This is a genomic window from Allobosea sp. 05T439 (assembly GCF_056396005.1).
The window spans coordinates 25,490-40,796 of record NZ_JBFTKP010000014.1 but is presented as its reverse complement, the minus strand read 5'-3'; the positions used below and the strand labels follow the sequence as shown (position 1 = coordinate 40,796).

Genomic DNA, 15,307 nt, shown 5'->3' with positions numbered 1-15,307 from the left:
ATGACCGATACCCTCGACGTCAAGATCGTGCTTGCCCCGCAGCACAAGCCGCGCCGGCGCTTCGCGCGTCCGGCCGGCATGAACGCCCTGGTCGTCGCGGCCGCGCTTCTGGCGCTCGTGCTCGTCCTCCTGGCGGTGCTCGCGCCCGTGCTTGCGCCCTTCGACCCCGACCAGCAGAAACTGCTGGCGCGGCTGCGGCCCCCGCTCGGTTTCGAGCGCGCCAATCCGGCGCATTGGCTCGGCACCGATCAACTCGGCCGCGATCTGCTCTCGCGCTGTCTGTACGGCCTCAGGCTGACGCTGGCGCTCGCGCTGTTTGGAACGCTGATCGGGCTCGTCATCGGCGTCGCGCTCGGGCTCGTCGCCGGGCAACTCGGAGGCCGGGTCGATGCGCTGGTCATGGGGCTCGTCGACATCAAGCTGTCACTGCCCTTCACGCTCGTCGCGCTGCTCGTGGTTGCGCTGGCGGGAACCGATGTCGCGGTGCTGATCGGCGTGCTCGGCATCGCCTATTGGGCCCATTTCACCAGGCTTGTGCGCGCCCAGGTCCTCGGCCTGCGGGAAATGCCCTTCATCGAGGCGGCCCGAGCCGCCGGAGCGACCCGCTGGCACATCGCGACCGTCCACATGATCCCCAATATCGTCTCGCCGGTCGTGGTGATGGCGAGCCTGAACTTCTCGAACCTGATCCTGCTGGAATCCGCCCTCTCCTTCCTCGGGCTCGGCGTCCAGCCCCCCACTGCCACGCTCGGCTCCATGGTCGGCCAGGGGCGCGACTACATGGCCTCCGCACCCTGGATCGTGGTGGTGCCGGCTGCGGCGATCGTGCTCGTGAGCCTCGCCGCCATGCTGCTCGGCGATTTCCTGCGCGACCATTTCGACGTGCGCCTGCGCGAACGCTGACGCGCCGCCTCCACCTTGCCTGCCGAACCACCTTCGCTCGAACCGAAAGGGCTGAACTGATGCTCAAGACCTTGCTGAAGACCGCGCTCGCCGCCGCGCTCGCGACAACCGCCCTGACCGGGCTTGCTCGCGCCCAGGAGCTCAAGGTCGGCGTGCAGAACATGGCGCCCTGGCTCGATCCCGGCCGCGATTTCTCCAATGTCGGCTCGCAGTTCTATTTCAACGCCTTCGACCCGCTGATCGGCAAGGACGCCACCCGCGCCGAGAGCGTCTGGCAGCCGGGCATCGCCACGAGTTGGAAGCAGGTTTCTCCGACCGAAATCGAACTCAAGATCCGCCAGGGCGTGACCTTCCACAACGGCGCTCCGATGACGGTCGAGGATGTGGTCTTCTCCTTCGACCGCATCATCAACGCGAGTTTTGCGCCCTATAGCGTGCGCAAGCGCGACACGCTGCCCAACATGGCCAAGGTCGAGGCGGTCGATGCCGAGACCGTGCGGATCACCGCGACGAAGCCCGAACCGCTGTTCGAGACCCTGCTCAATGTGCAGCAGGGCATGATCGTACCTAAGAAATACATCATGGCCCTGACGGGCGATCCGAACGTCGCCGAGCCGGCCGATTTCGAGGCCTTCGCGCTGAAGCCCGTCGGCACCGGCCCCTACAAGATCACCGAATTCGTGCCGAACCAGCGCCTCGTCTATGAGCGCTTCGAAGGTTTCTGGGGCGAGAAGGCGCCGTTCCAGAAGGTCACGGTGCAACGCATCCCGGAACTCTCGGGCCGGCTGACGGCCTTGAAGAATTCCGAGGTCGACCTGATCACCAATGTCCCGCCGGACCAGCTCGAGCCGATCGACTCGGACGCGAAGCTCAAGGTCGAGGGCATGCAGACGCCGCTCTTCCACGTCGTCATCTTCAATACGCAGAACCCGAAGATGGCCCATCCGAAGCTGCGCCAGGCGCTCTCCTACGCCATCGACCGCAAGACGCTGAACGAGGCGCTCTGGTTCGGCAAGGCGAAGGTKCCGACGAGCCATAGCTTCCAGCAGTTCGGCCAGCTCTACATGCCCGAGCTCGCCACCTTCGAGTACGATCCCGCCAAGGCCAAGGCCCTGCTCAAGGAAGCCGGCTATGACGGCACCCCGATCCGCTACGACGTTCAGGCCGCCTACTACACCAATGGCCTGCTCGCCGCGCAGGCGATCCAGGAGATGTGGGCCGCCGTCGGCGTCAAGACCCAGCTCAACGTCACCGAGCAATGGACCGGCTCCGATCCGACCATGATGGCGCGCGCCTGGTCGAACCCGATGTATTTCCCGGATCCCGCGGGCGCTTTCGGCATCATGTGGGCTCCGACCGGCAATTCCGCCTCGGAAGGTCGCTTCAAGGCCGACGACGCTTATGTCGCGCTGTGGGAGCGGTTCCGCTTCTCGACCGACCTCGGCGAGCGCAAGAAGGCCTATGCCGATCTGATGCAGGCGATCAAGAACGACCCGCCGGTGCTGCCGCTCTATCAGCCCTACGAGTCATACGGCATGAAGCGCTCGCTCGCCTGGCGGCCCCTGCCCGGGCACATCCCCTATGTCCTCGACTTCCGTGCCGGCCGCGTGACGCTCGCCGCCCGCTGAACCAACCGGGAGGGGTCGGCCCGCGCCGGCCCCTCCGTTTTCGCCCTCGTCCTTCGCATCGTGAGCCCAGCCATGGCCAAGCCCCTTCGCCCAGCCCCCCTTCGCCTCGCAATCGTCGCCGATATCCATCACGGTGAGAACAGCTTCACCAAGATGGGCAGCCAGGCCCTGCCGCTCATGGCCGAATTCCGCCGCTTCGTTGAGGACGCGAAACCCGATGCCGTCATCGATCTCGGCGACCGCATCTCGGACCGCGACCATGCGACCGACCTGCKACTGGAGCAGGAGGTAGCGGATGCATTTTCTGCCATCGCCGCGCCGCGCTTCCATCTCTGCGGCAATCATGACCGCGATCATCTGAGCGTCGCCGAGAACGAGGCCATCCTGCGCCAGCCGCTCGGCCATCGGACCATCGATCTGGGCGATTGGCGCCTCGTGCTCTGGGCGGCGGATTCACGGATCCACCGCCCGGGCGGCTTCATCCTGACCGAGGCCGACCTGCTCTGGCTCGCCGCCACCGTCAACGCCGCCGATCGCCCGCTCGCGATCATGAGCCATGTCCCGCTTTCCGGCCACGCCCAGACCGGCAACTACTATTTCGAGCGTAATCCCGAATTCTCGACCTATCCCGGTGCCGAGCGCGCACGCGCCGTGCTGCGTCAGGCCCGGGTTCCGGTCGTCTGCCTCGCCGGACATGTCCACTGGAACACGCTGACGATCGTCGACGGCATCCCGCATCTGACGCTGCAATCGCTGACCGAAAGCTTCACCACCCTGCCGCAGCCAGCGGGCGCCTGGGGGCTGCTGGAGCTCAGCGCGACGATCGCCTGGACGGTCCATGGCAATGACCCCTTCGTCGCGAAACTCGATGCCGCCGACACGCTTCGGCGCTGGATGACGCCGTTGCAGCCCTTTTCGGAGCATCCGGAACTGCGCCGCCGCCATCCTTCGCTGGCGGCGGAGTGACCGACGATACGATCGTGCCGACAAGCGACAGGCCAGACTGACTGCGCCTGTGCTAGAGAGCGGCATGGGAGCGGCCATGGCACAGATTGCGAATGATACGCGCTTTTGGAACCGGGCCGCGCGGAAGTACGCCGCCGGTCCGATCGCGGACATGGCAGGCTACGAGCGCACGCTGGAGCGCACGCGGCATTATCTTGGGGGCAGCGATACGGTCCTCGAATTCGGCTGCGGCACGGGCACCACGGCGCTGAGGCTCGCGCCTCATGTCGGGCGCATCGTGGCGACGGATATCTCCGGCGAGATGATCGCGATCGCCCGGGGCAAGGCCGAGGCCGCAGCTTGCGGCAATGTCGCGTTCGAGGTCGCGACGCCGGCTGCGATCTCGGAGCCTGACGCGACATTCGACGTCGCGCTGGGGTTCAATGTCCTGCATCTGATCACGGCGCGGGAGGCTGCCCTGGCCGGCGTCCATCGGCTGCTGAAGCCGGGCGGGATCTTCATCTCCAAGACGCCATGCCTGTCTGAGATGAACCTGCTCCTGCGCCTCGTCGTGCCCCTGATGCAGCGCCTCGGCAAGGCGCCCTCAGTCAGCTTTCTCAGCACGGACGAGCTCGAACGCGAGATCGCGGCCGCGGGGTTCGAGATGATCGGGCGCGAGCACCACGCCTCGCGCGGCCGGGATGCCCGGCCGTTCCTCGTGGCACGGAAGCGCTGACGCCCCGCGGAACGAAGGCCGGTCGGAACCCGGCCGCTTTCACATCTGCGGAGTTCGAGCGCCTGCCCCAGCGCGACCATCCGCAGCGGCCGACGAGCATGAGCTTCAGGTGCAGATTATAGCCGGGTCCCCCTCCCGGCCGAGCGCATCCGCGCCGCTTCAAACCTGTCGACCGCAGCCTCGCTTGCCTGGATTCGGTCGTTGGATTCTCCGGGCGTCCCGGCAGCGCGCAGGACACCGTGCCGACAACAAAACTTCTGCGCCATCCGATAATCGGAGAGGATCTCTGTCGATATCGCCGTGCATTTGAAGACCTTTTCCGGATAGCGCACGCTAATTTGGCGCCATCCCAATGTTCTCGAAGGCAAAGGCGTTGCTTCCATGAGTCTGTTCGCTTTGATCCGCTGGCCGGTCTTGGCCATGTCGGCAGCGTTGATCTTTGCAGGTCCTCAGAAATCAGCCGCAGCCGAAACGCTGACCATCGCGCAAGGAAACGACATCCTTTCGCTCGACCCGGCCAATCACGGCAATAACAGCACCGAGTCGGCGCTGGTGAACATCTACGATTACCTGGTCAACAAGGATTTCAGCCAGGGACAACTGCGCTTCACCCCGCGTCTCGCCATCTCCTGGAGCAGCGATGACAATATCCATTGGACGGTGAAGCTGCGCGACGACGTCTACTGGCACAACGGCGACAAATTCACCGCGCAGGACGTCAAGTTCACAATCGAGCGGTCGCAGCAGGACAAGAAGCTGATCAGTTCCGGCAAGTTCCGCCGGATCAAAGCGGTCGAAGCCCCCGACGACACGACCCTGCGGATCGAAACCGACGGGCCCGATACGCTGCTGCTGCACGCCTTCGTCGGCAACGGCGCCGGCATCCTGCCCAAGGCGGCGTTCGAGAAGGCGGGCAAGGACGAGTTCTTCAAGCAGCCGGTCGGCACCGGGCCCTATGTCTTCAAGCAATGGGTCAAATCCGACCGCGTCGTCCTGGCGAAGAACCCGCGCTGGTGGGGCGGCACGCCGAAATGGGATGGCGTCGTCATCCGCTCGATTCCCGAAACCACGACGCGCGTGGCCGAGCTCCTGACCGGCGGCGTCGATATCGCCGTGAACGTTCCGCCGGAAGACATCGCGCGCCTGAACGACAACAAGGGCACGCGCGCCATCACCTTCGACATCGCGCGCAACCTCGCTTTGCATGTCCGCACCGGCAAGGACCGCGTCACGGGCGATCCGCGCGTCCGCGAGGCGATCGACCTCGCCATCGACCGCAATGCCATCGTGCAGCAGGTGCTGGAAGGGCATGGCGGGGCGACGCGCGGCTTCTTCCCGCCGGCGATCCCGGGCTTCGCCCCGGAGCTGAGCCGCGACATCCGCTTCGATCCGGAACGCGCGAAGGCGCTGCTGCGCGAGGCGGGCTACAGCGACCGCAAGCGTCCCGCCATCAAGATCAGCACGCCGAGCGGCCGCTATGTGAAGGATCGCGAGATCGTCGAGGCGGTCGCCGGCTATCTCGAGGATGCCGGCTTCCGGGCGCAGGTCGAGGTGCTCGACTGGACCGTCTACAACAACAAGGTCGTCGGCGACGGTTTTGGCGAGCTCTATCTCTGGGGCATGGGCTCCTACACCGATGCCTCGACCCTCTTCGTCGACAATTTCAAGCGTCACTACGACTGGTMGGACGAGAGTTTCGAGAAGCTCGCCGCCTCCGTTCGCCAGGCGAAGAGCGAGGCCGACCGCATCGCCATCTCGCAGCAGGGCCAGCAGATCGTCGCCGAACAGCGCGTCCGCATCGGCCTGCTCTTCCCGCAATCGATCTACGGCGTCAGCGATCGCATCATCTATACCGGGCGCTTCGACGAAATGATCGCGGCCGAGGACGTCTCGCGCCCATGAGCGGACGCTCTCCCCTCAAGGCGCTGCTGCAATTCGTGCCGGTGCTCTACATCGTCTCGCTGATCGTCTTCGTGCTGGTCTATCTGACGGGCGATCCTTCGGCCCTGCTGATCCCGGAGGATGCAAGCGAAGACGATCGCCTCACGCTGGTCGCGGCGTGGGGGCTCGATCGGCCCTGGTATGTCCAATATCTCCGCTACATGGGCAATATCCTGACCGGGGATTTCGGCGTCTCCTATCGCTACGGCACCGATGCCCTGCCGGTCGTGCTCGAACGCATTCCCGCAACCCTGACGCTGACGGCGGGCGGCCTCGTCGTCGCGATCCTCATCGCCCTGCCGACCGGCATCTTCGCTGCGCTCAAGCGCAACAGCATGCCGGATTTCGCGATCTCCGCCGTGACGATCCTCGGCAAGGCGATGCCGAATTTCTGGGTCGGCATCATGCTGATCCTCGTCTTCGGCGTCTGGCTCCGGCTGGTTCCGGTCTCCGGCAGCGGCAGCTTCGCGCATCTGATCCTGCCGGCGCTGACGCTGGGCACCGGCTTTGCCGCCGAGCTGACGAAACTGATCCGGTCCAGCCTGCTGGAAGTCATGGGCCAGGACTATATCCGGACCGCCCGGGCCAAGGGCGTGCCGGAGTTCCTCGTCATCCTCCGCCATGGCCTGCGCAATGCGCTGATCCCGGCCCTGACCATGACCTCGCTCCATGCCATCGCGCTGCTTGGCGGGGCTCTGGTCACGGAAACGGTGTTCTCCTGGCCGGGTCTCGGCCAGCTCGTCGTGCAGGCGGTCTACACCAAGGACATGGCGGTCATCCAGATCGCGGTGTTCGTCATCACCATCATGGCTCTGACGATCAACCTGACGACGGACGCCCTCTACCGACTGATCGATCCCCGCCTGCGGCATTGATCGGCCCGAGATGAAAACGATGCAGATATCCCTCCCGCTTCCCCGTATCCCGCGCCTGCCGCGCGTGCTGCGCTCGCTCCTGTCGAACAAGGCGGGCCTCGCCGGCCTTGCCATCGTCGCCGCCATCGCCGTCACCGCGCTGCTGGCCGACCATCTCGCGCCGCTCGACCCGCTGCGGCGGAATCTTTCGCTGAAGTTGCTCCCGCCGGCCTGGCTCGAGGGCGGCAATCCGCGACATCTGCTGGGAACCGACAGCCAAGGGCGGGACCTGCTCAGCMGCATCATCTTCGGGGCGCGCACCTCGCTGACGGTCGGCGTCGCCGCCGTCGCCCTCTCCAGCCTGATCGGCCTTTCGCTCGGCCTGCTCGCGGGCATGGCGGGCGGCAGGGTCGATGCGCTGGTCATGCGCGTGATCGACGCGATGCTGGCGATCCCGACGATGCTGTTCATGCTTGTCGTCGCCCTCGTCGCGGGAACCGGGCTGGTGCCACTTATCGTCGTCATCGCTGCGACCAACTGGGTCGGCTGCGCCCGGATCGTCAGGGCCGACGTCCTCAGCGTGAAGGAAATGGACTATATCGCGGCGGCGCGGTCGATCGGCGCGCGCCCGCTCGGCCTCATCCTGCGGCACATCCTGCCCAATATCCTGTCCTCCTTCGTGGTCGTCTCGACCATGAATGTCGGCACCGTCATCCTGGCGGAATCCTCCCTCAGCTTCCTCGGCTTCGGCATCCAGCCGCCCGAGATCTCCTGGGGGCAGATGCTGAGCGAGGGACGCCAGTACCTGGCGACCAGCTGGTGGGTTGCGACCTTCCCCGGCATCGCGATCACGCTGACCGTGCTCGGAGTCATACTGCTCGGCGACTGGCTGCGCGACCATCTCGATCCGCGCCTCGATTGAGCGCGGCCCCCTCCGTTCACTTGCCTGAGAACTCCATGACCATCGTCGACCAGAACGCACGCAAGCCCCGCAGGCTCCATCTCGGCCTGTTCCACCAGCCGATCGGCCGGCATCCGGCGGCGTGGCGGCAAGACACCGCGCAGGGCCATCCCGAGGATATCGACTGGGCGATCCGGATCGCCCGCAAGGCCGAGGAAGGACTGTTCGACATGTTCTTCGTGGCGGACAACCTGGCTGGCCCGGAGCCCGGCGCGCAGGGCAAGGCCGGTGGGCTCGAGCCCCTGACCCTTCTCTCGGCGCTGGCGGTTGCGACCTCGAAGATCGGCCTCGTCGGCACGATCTCGACCAGCTTCGCCGAGCCTTACAACGTGGCGCGGCAGCTCGCATCGCTCGACCATATCAGCCATGGCCGCGCCGGCTGGAACGTCGTCACCACCCAATCGGACCGGGCGGCCGAGAATTTCAGCCTCACTGCCCTGCCCGATCACGCCGCCCGCTATGAGCGCGCAGGGGAGTTCGTGCAGGTCGTACGCGGCCTCTGGGACAGCTGGGCCAATGATGCCCTCATCATGGACCGGAAATCCGGCACGTTCCTCGATACGCAGCGGGTGCGCCTGCTTGCGCATAAGGGCGCGCATTTTTCCGTCCGCGGGCCGCTCAACATCTCGCGGCCGCCACAGGGCCACCCCGTCATCATCCAGGCCGGCTCCTCGCGCGACGGCATCGGGCTCGCGGCCGCCGAGGCGGATCTCGCCTTCACGGCACAGGACACGATCGCCGACTCCCACGTCTATCGCGAGGCGCTGAGCGAGGCAGCGAAAGCCGCCGGACGCAAGGCACCCAGCCTCCCGATCCTACCCGGAATCATGCCGATCGTCGGGCGGACCGATGCCGAGGCGCGCGAGAAATTCGCGGCGATGCAGGAGCATACCGACATCGCCGCCGGCATCCGCCAGCTGTCAGGGCGCTGGGGTTATGACCTGTCCGGCCATCCGCTCGCCGAGCCCGTGCCGGAGCCGGGCGAACGCATCCATGGCGAGAGCCGGGTGCGCCTGCTCCTGAACAAGGCGCGCGCCGAGAATTACACGCTGCGCGAACTCGCAGCGCTCGCCATCGCCTCCCATGGCCATCGCATCATCATCGGCTCGCCCCAGACGATCGCCGACGACCTGCAATCATGGTTCGAGCAGGGCGCTGCAGACGGCTTCAACCTGATCCCAGCTTCGATGCCCGACGGGCTCGACGATTTCGTCGATCTGGTGATCCCGGTCCTGCAGGAACGGGGATTGTTCCGCCGACATTACGAGGAAACCAGCCTGCGCGAGCGCTTTGGCCTCGACCTCCCCCGGCTCGCCGCATTCACGAACTGAGCGGCCGGCGCCGAGGCGCGCTGATCGCGAGGCGGATAAATTCCTTCCGTCTCGCCCGCTCATTGGGGAACCATAGATTTCCAAATCACCCTCAGTATAGCCAAATATACTTATTGTACTGACAGCATTGATTGCACAAACGGTTCAGATACGAATGCCGTGGGCGCTTATTCCCGCTCAACGCCAAATTCCGGAACCGTGCCATGACTGACTTGATCGTGCGTTCGTCTCCCTTCGATGGGAAAGCAGAGGTTTTGATCGAAGGGCTTGTTGCCGAGTACGACGGCCGATACGGGGCCAATAGCAGGCCAGGCGGCGCGCGCACCGAGATCCTGCGCTACCCTCCAGAGGCCTTCGCCCCGCCTTTGGGAGATTTCCTGCTCCTGCGGCGCGGCGACGAGACCATCGCGGGCGGCGCCTTCATGAGCCATGACGACGAGACAGCCGAGCTCAAGCGCATCTGGACGCGGGACGATCTGCGGCGGCAGGGGCTGGCACGGCAGATCGTGCTCGCGCTCGAAGAGGCGGCGGCCGAGCTCGGCTACACCCGGGCCTATCTCACCACCGGGTTCCGGCAGCCGGAAGCGACGGGCCTGTATCTGTCGCTCGGCTATCGGCCGCTCTTCGACACGACAGTCGACCCGACGCTCTATCGCTCCCTGCCCTTTGAAAAACATATCGGGGCGAAGGCCGGCACCGCCGGCAGCACAGCGATCTATCCCCCGGCCGCATCGCTCGACGAAGCGACGGCCCGCGTCGCCATCGTCAAGGCCGAGCAGGAGGCGAAGATTGCGGCCAGGCTGGCGGCTCATCGCGCGGCGACGACACAGGTAGCAGCGGCTTGAGCGGCGCAGACGCAGTCTCGCCGGCAGCATGACGCTGCACGCCGCAGCGCCCGCCAATCAGGGGCAAGCGGCTGCCGAACATTTGCGACCGGCCATCGCGCCGGTCTTCGGTGGCATGCGCCACCTCTCCTGGGAGTGAGAGCATCATGGGAACGCAGAACGACCACTTTGCAGCGCTGGTCGGCAACACGCCGCTGCTGGAGCTGCGGCGCTTTGCGGAAAGGCTGGAGATCGCCTCCCGCGTCTTCGCGAAGATCGAGTATCTGAACCCGGCCGGCAGCATCAAGGACCGCACGGCCTGGGGCATCATTCGCGAGGCCGAGGAGAAGGGGGCGCTGAAGCCCGGACAGCTCATCGTCGATCTCACCAGCGGCAATACCGGCATCGGCCTCGCCGCCTTGGCAGCGGCCCGCGGCTACCGCTCGAAATTCTACCTCCGCAACACGATCAGCGAAGACAAGATCAGGCTGCTTCACCAATACGGCGCCGAAACCGTCCTGATCGACAACAGCGTATTCCTCGAAACCGGCGCCATCCACGCGATCATCGACCGCGTCCGCCGCGAGAATCCCGATGCGTATTACACCAATCAGCGGGGAAACCCGGCAAACCCTCGCGTTCACTACGAAACGACCGGGCCGGAGATCTGGCGCGAGACCAAGGGCGAGGTCGACATCTTCGTGGCCGCGGTCGGTACCGGCGGCACGATCTCCGGTACCGGCCGCTTCCTGAAGGCGCAGAAGCCCGGCGTGAAGGTCGTCGTCGTCGAGCCCGGCGCGGCCTCGATCCCCTCGGCCGAGACGCCCTACCCCGACAGCATCGAGGGCGTCCATAAGGTGACCGATGTCGAGGTCGCGTACCTGCCCGAGAATTTTGACGCTGCCGTCGTCGACGAGGTCATCGTGACCGACACGGCGCAGGCCCGCGAGTTCGCCCGGGCGCTGGCACAGGAGGAAGGCATCCTGGCGGGCACGTCGTCGGGAGCGGTGCTGTTTGCCGCCGCCACACTCGGCCGGCGCCCCGAAAACGCCGGCAAGACGATCGTCGCCATCGTTGCCGATAGCGGCGAACGCTATCTCAGCCCGCCCAAGCTCGGCCCCACCGTCGCGCAGACGGAAACGGCGAGCCCGCCCTCGCTCCCGGTCGCCGCTGCAGCCTACTAGGATTCGGGGCGGCGGGATTTGAGGAACCTGATTTTCGTCACCACAGCCCCGAACAGGAACAAATCATCGCCTTTCCGCAATCAAAACGCACAGTTTGTTTCATTGATACAAATAATCATCTGAGCAATAATCTTGAACGTGAAGAGTAATCCTAACGTCTTCACCGCGGGATTTGCTGGAGTAGCTTGCGCCGCGTCAACAACGCTAAAAGCACCACGATCGCTCGTGGGCTCCTCTCTTGCTTTGGAGACGCGAATGCCCTTCCCGCTTGAACTGACAACGATCGGCCGGCAGCCCCCTTGCCGTCGAAGGCTATGATTTCGGAATTTTAGGCGGGCGCTCGTCGCTGCCGCGGACAGAACCGCGACAGCGGTCTCCCGGATGCATCGGCCCTTGAAGCGGGACGCGGTCTTGCCGCTGCCCGAACGACCTCCCCCTGGATTTCGTGATGTCTCCGATGCGCCGTTCTCCAGCGGCGCAGCGGCCGGGCGAACGCGCGAAATCGAGGCAAGCCCCTCTCCCCAGCCCTTTCCCATCCGTGAGCCGCCAACCATGTCCGACCTCACCGAATACCTCGCCCAGAAGCGCGACGCCCTGTTGCGCCGCAAGGCTCATGCCCGCACGCCGGAGGCCCGGCCGCAGCGGCTGCAAGCCCGGGCCACGGCCGAAGGGCGCAGCGGCGTCCGGCGCATCCGGATCCGCGACTTCCAGGTCGTCAGCGACAGCCCGCCGGATTTCGCCGGCTACGATCTCGGCCCGAGCTCGCCGGAACTGCTGCTCGGCGCGCTGTCCAGCTGCCTGACTCACACCTACCTGATCCAGGCCGCCGACCAGCAGATCGATCTGCGGGATGTTTCCGTCGAGGTGCAGGGCCAGCTCGATCCCCGCGCCGGCACGCCCGGTTTCGAGACGGTGCCAGTTTACCCGCACGACCTCTCCTACACGGTGCGGCTGACCACCGATGCAACCGATCTGGACGCCCTCAACGCCGCAGTCGAGCGCTTCTGCCCGATCCTGAACCTGCTCCGGCGCGGCACGGATGTGCATGGAACCGTCGAACGCGTCCCGGCCAGCCGCGCCGCCGCCTGATCTTCTCGCCCCCCCGGCACGTAGCCGCTCACCGCAGCGGCAAAGGAGCGAATATGAGCCTTGTCACCAGCCAGCCCACCCGCCGCGCGCTCCTGCGCGGAGCCGCCGCACTCGCCGCCGCACCGCTTGCCGGTCTCGCCGGGCATCACGCCTTCGCCCAGGCCGCACCGCTGGCGCAGCGCCAGACGATCAAGCTCGCCTGGGGCCAGACGGCCGTCTGCCAGTCGCCGATCTCGGTCGCGCTGAAGCAGGGCCTGTTCGAGAAATACAACATCGCGGTCGAACCGGTGAATTTCAGCGGGCCGACAGATGCCCTGCTCCAGGCGATCGCCACCGGCCATGCCGATGGCGGCATCGGCATGGCGCTGCGCTGGCTGAAGCCCCTCGAACAAGGCTTCGATGTCGGCCTGACCGTCGGCACCCATGGCGGCTGCATGCGACTGCTCGTCGCCGAGAATGCCGGCATCGGCAGCCTGAAGGACCTGAAGGGCAAATCCGTCGCCGTCACCGACCCGGCAAGCCCGGTGCGCAACTTCTTCGCCATCCGCCTCGCCGAGATCGGCCTCGATCCGGAGAAGGATGTCAGCTGGGTGCAGTACCCGCAGGACCTGTTCGGCGAAGCGCTGAAAAAGGGCGAGGTCCAGGCGCTGGCCGGCGACGACCCGCATCTCTATCTCATCCGCGAGCGCGACAAGCTCGTCGAACTCGCCACCAATCTCGAGGGCCAATACGCCAAGTCGACCTGCTGCGTGCTCGGCCTGCGCGGCGCCCTGATCCGCGACCAGCCCCAGGTCGCAGCTGCGGTCTCCCGCGCCATCGTCGAGGCCCAGGCCTGGACCGCGGCCAATCCCGACAAGACGGCCGAGATCTTCGCCCCCTTCGTCCCGGCAAAGGTGACGCCCGAGACGGTGGCCGCGATCCTGCGCAGCCACACGCATGACCACCACTCCACCGGAGCGGCGCTGCGCGACGATGTCGCGCTGTTCACCGAACAGTTGAAGCTCGTCAACGTGATCCGCAAGAGCACCGACGCCAAGGCCTTCGCGCAGAAGATCGTGCCCAATGTCGCCGTTTGAACAGACAGGCTCCGCGGCAACCTTCGACCGGCCGCCCCTGCAGGTCGATGGCTGGGTGCTGGCGCGGGGCGCCCTTGCCGCACTGGCCTGGACCGCTGTCGCCGCGTCCGTCACCCTGCTCGCGAACAGGAAGGTCGGCTTCGCCGAACCGCTCTATGTCGACCAGACCAATCTCGGCCTCGTCGCATGGGCGGTCCTGCTGGCGATCGCCACGACGATCGGCGCCGTCTGGCCGCCGCTCGGCTCGCGGCTCGGCCGGGCTGCGCCCTGGCTCGTCGTGCTCGCGCTCTTCGTCGGAATCTGGGACCTGCTGACGGCCAAGCTCGGCCTGCTTCCGGTGCCCTTCTTCGCGCCGCCCTCCGCGCTGGTCGAGGTCTATGCCGAGGACTGGCCGCGTCTGGGCGAAAGCGTGCTGCATTCGCTGCGGCTGCTCGCGCTCGGCTTCGCGTTCGGCACGCTCTCCGGCTTCGTCACCGGCGTCGCGATCGGCTGGTCGCGCGGGCTCGGCTATTGGGTCCACCCGGTGCTGCGCTTCCTCGGGCCGATCCMGTCGACCGCGCTGCTGCCGATGTCCTTCTTCTTCTTTCCCTCGAGCTTTTCGGCGGCGATCTTCCTGATCGCGCTCGCCACCTGGTTCCCGGTCACGGTGCTGACCTGGTCCGGCGTCGCCAGCGTCGACAAGGCCTATTACGACGTCGCCCGCACGCTCGGCGCCCGCCGCTMGTTCCTGATCTTCAAGGTCGCGATCCCGGCCGCCCTGCCGCATGTCTTCGTCGGCCTGTTCATGGGGCTGGGCGCCTCCTTCTCGGTGCTGGTGGCGGCCGAGATGATGGGCGTCAAATCGGGCCTCGGCTACTACCTGCAATGGGCCCAGGGCTGGGCCGCCTATGCCAACATGTATGGCGCGCTGATCGTCATGGCGCTGATCTTCTCGAGCCTGATCACGCTGCTCTTCGCCGCGCGTGACCGGCTGCTCGGCTGGCAGAAGGACGTGGTGAAATGGTAGCCGCTCCACTCACATTCGCTGCCGATCGCACCGCGCCGACCGCGCGGGGAGCCGATCTCGCGATCGCCGGTGTCTCGCATGCCTTCGATCTCGAAGGCCGGCCGCTGCCGGTGCTCGACGATATCGACCTCGACGTTCGGGCCGGCGAATTCGTCGCCCTGCTCGGCCCGAGCGGTTGCGGGAAGTCGACGCTGCTGCGGCTGGTCGCCGGGCTCGAACAGCCCTCGCGGGGCCGGATCTCAGCCGCGGGAGAGTTGATCACGGCGCCCGACCCGTCCCGCGTCGTCGTCTTCCAGGACCCGACGCTCTATCCATGGCGCACCGTCTGGAGGAATGTCGCCCTCGGGCTGGAGGCGCGCGGCCTGCTCGCCGCACAGAAGAGCCGCGTCGACGATGCGCTGCGGACGGTCGGTCTCGCCGGGTTCGAACGGGCCTTTCCGCGCCAGCTCTCCGGCGGCATGGCGCAGCGCGCAGCTCTGGCGCGGGCGCTCGTCAATGATCCCAGCGTGCTGATCCTCGACGAGCCGCTGGGGAAGCTCGACTCTCTGACGCGGATCGCGATGCAGACCGAGATCGCAGAGCTCTGGCGCCAGCGCGGCTTCACCACGCTGCTCGTCACGCATGACGTGGAAGAGGCGCTGTTCCTGGCCCAGCGCGTCATCGTGCTGAGCGAGCGCCCCGCCCGGATCAAGGCCGAGATCGTCAACGACCTCCCCTATCCCCGCCATCGCGGCGACCCGCGCCTTGCAGAACTGCGCGGCCAGGCTCTCGCCCATCTCGGGCTCGACGCCAGCTGGTGATCGCCAGGCGAAAGCCCTCTCTCCATCAC

Annotated in this window: 14 protein-coding genes; all 14 read left to right on the top strand. The window is 66.4% G+C overall.

The window, feature by feature from the left end; all coding sequences use genetic code 11:
• Nucleotides 1-903, top strand: coding sequence for an ABC transporter permease (locus AC1DIO_RS17630; protein WP_441506697.1), 903 nt, complete (start codon nt 1-3; stop codon nt 901-903).
• Between the two features lie 59 nt (nt 904-962).
• Nucleotides 963-2,531 (top strand): ABC transporter substrate-binding protein, encoded by a 1,569-nt coding sequence (locus AC1DIO_RS17625; RefSeq protein ID WP_441506696.1) that lies wholly within the window; start codon nt 963-965, stop codon nt 2,529-2,531.
• A 72-nt stretch (nt 2,532-2,603) separates the two neighbouring features.
• Nucleotides 2,604-3,497 carry a metallophosphoesterase family protein gene (locus AC1DIO_RS17620; RefSeq protein WP_476853759.1) on the top strand — a complete coding sequence of 298 codons (894 nt, stop codon included), beginning with the start codon at nt 2,604-2,606 and terminating at the stop codon, nt 3,495-3,497.
• Nucleotides 3,498-3,573: 76 nt separating this feature from the next.
• Nucleotides 3,574-4,212 (top strand): class I SAM-dependent methyltransferase, encoded by a 639-nt coding sequence (locus AC1DIO_RS17615; protein WP_441506694.1) that lies wholly within the window; start codon nt 3,574-3,576, stop codon nt 4,210-4,212.
• A gap of 381 nt (nt 4,213-4,593) precedes the next feature.
• On the top strand, nt 4,594-6,114 hold the full coding sequence (locus AC1DIO_RS17610) for an ABC transporter substrate-binding protein (protein ID WP_476853758.1): 1,521 nt from the start codon (nt 4,594-4,596) through the stop codon (nt 6,112-6,114).
• Nucleotides 6,111-7,028 carry an ABC transporter permease gene (locus AC1DIO_RS17605; protein ID WP_441506692.1) on the top strand — a complete coding sequence of 306 codons (918 nt, stop codon included), beginning with the start codon at nt 6,111-6,113 and terminating at the stop codon, nt 7,026-7,028. Before AC1DIO_RS17610 ends, AC1DIO_RS17605 begins: the two co-directional genes overlap by 4 nt.
• 19 nt (nt 7,029-7,047) lie before the next feature.
• Nucleotides 7,048-7,929, top strand: coding sequence for an ABC transporter permease (locus AC1DIO_RS17600; RefSeq protein ID WP_476853757.1), 882 nt, complete (start codon nt 7,048-7,050; stop codon nt 7,927-7,929).
• Between the two features lie 35 nt (nt 7,930-7,964).
• A complete protein-coding gene (locus tag AC1DIO_RS17595; RefSeq protein ID WP_441506690.1) occupies nt 7,965-9,299 on the top strand; it encodes an LLM class flavin-dependent oxidoreductase in 1,335 nt (444 codons plus the stop codon).
• 203 nt (nt 9,300-9,502) lie between these two features.
• Entirely contained in the window at nt 9,503-10,144 is a 642-nt protein-coding gene (locus AC1DIO_RS17590; protein ID WP_441506689.1) for a GNAT family N-acetyltransferase, read from the top strand.
• 146 nt (nt 10,145-10,290) lie between these two features.
• A complete protein-coding gene (locus tag AC1DIO_RS17585; RefSeq protein WP_441491108.1) occupies nt 10,291-11,307 on the top strand; it encodes a PLP-dependent cysteine synthase family protein in 1,017 nt (338 codons plus the stop codon).
• A 411-nt stretch (nt 11,308-11,718) separates the two neighbouring features.
• On the top strand, nt 11,719-12,396 hold the full coding sequence (locus AC1DIO_RS17580) for an OsmC family protein (RefSeq protein ID WP_476853756.1): 678 nt from the start codon (nt 11,719-11,721) through the stop codon (nt 12,394-12,396).
• A gap of 53 nt (nt 12,397-12,449) precedes the next feature.
• Nucleotides 12,450-13,472: an ABC transporter substrate-binding protein gene (locus AC1DIO_RS17575; RefSeq protein ID WP_441506688.1), complete on the top strand. Its 1,023-nt coding sequence runs from the start codon at nt 12,450-12,452 to the stop codon at nt 13,470-13,472.
• Complete coding sequence (locus tag AC1DIO_RS17570) at nt 13,459-14,478, top strand: ABC transporter permease (RefSeq protein WP_476853755.1); 1,020 nt, start codon at nt 13,459-13,461, stop codon at nt 14,476-14,478. Before AC1DIO_RS17575 ends, AC1DIO_RS17570 begins: the two co-directional genes overlap by 14 nt.
• Nucleotides 14,472-15,278, top strand: coding sequence for an ABC transporter ATP-binding protein (locus AC1DIO_RS17565; protein WP_441506686.1), 807 nt, complete (start codon nt 14,472-14,474; stop codon nt 15,276-15,278). The genes AC1DIO_RS17570 and AC1DIO_RS17565 overlap by 7 nt, the downstream gene beginning before the upstream one ends.
• Nucleotides 15,279-15,307 lie beyond the last annotated feature (29 nt).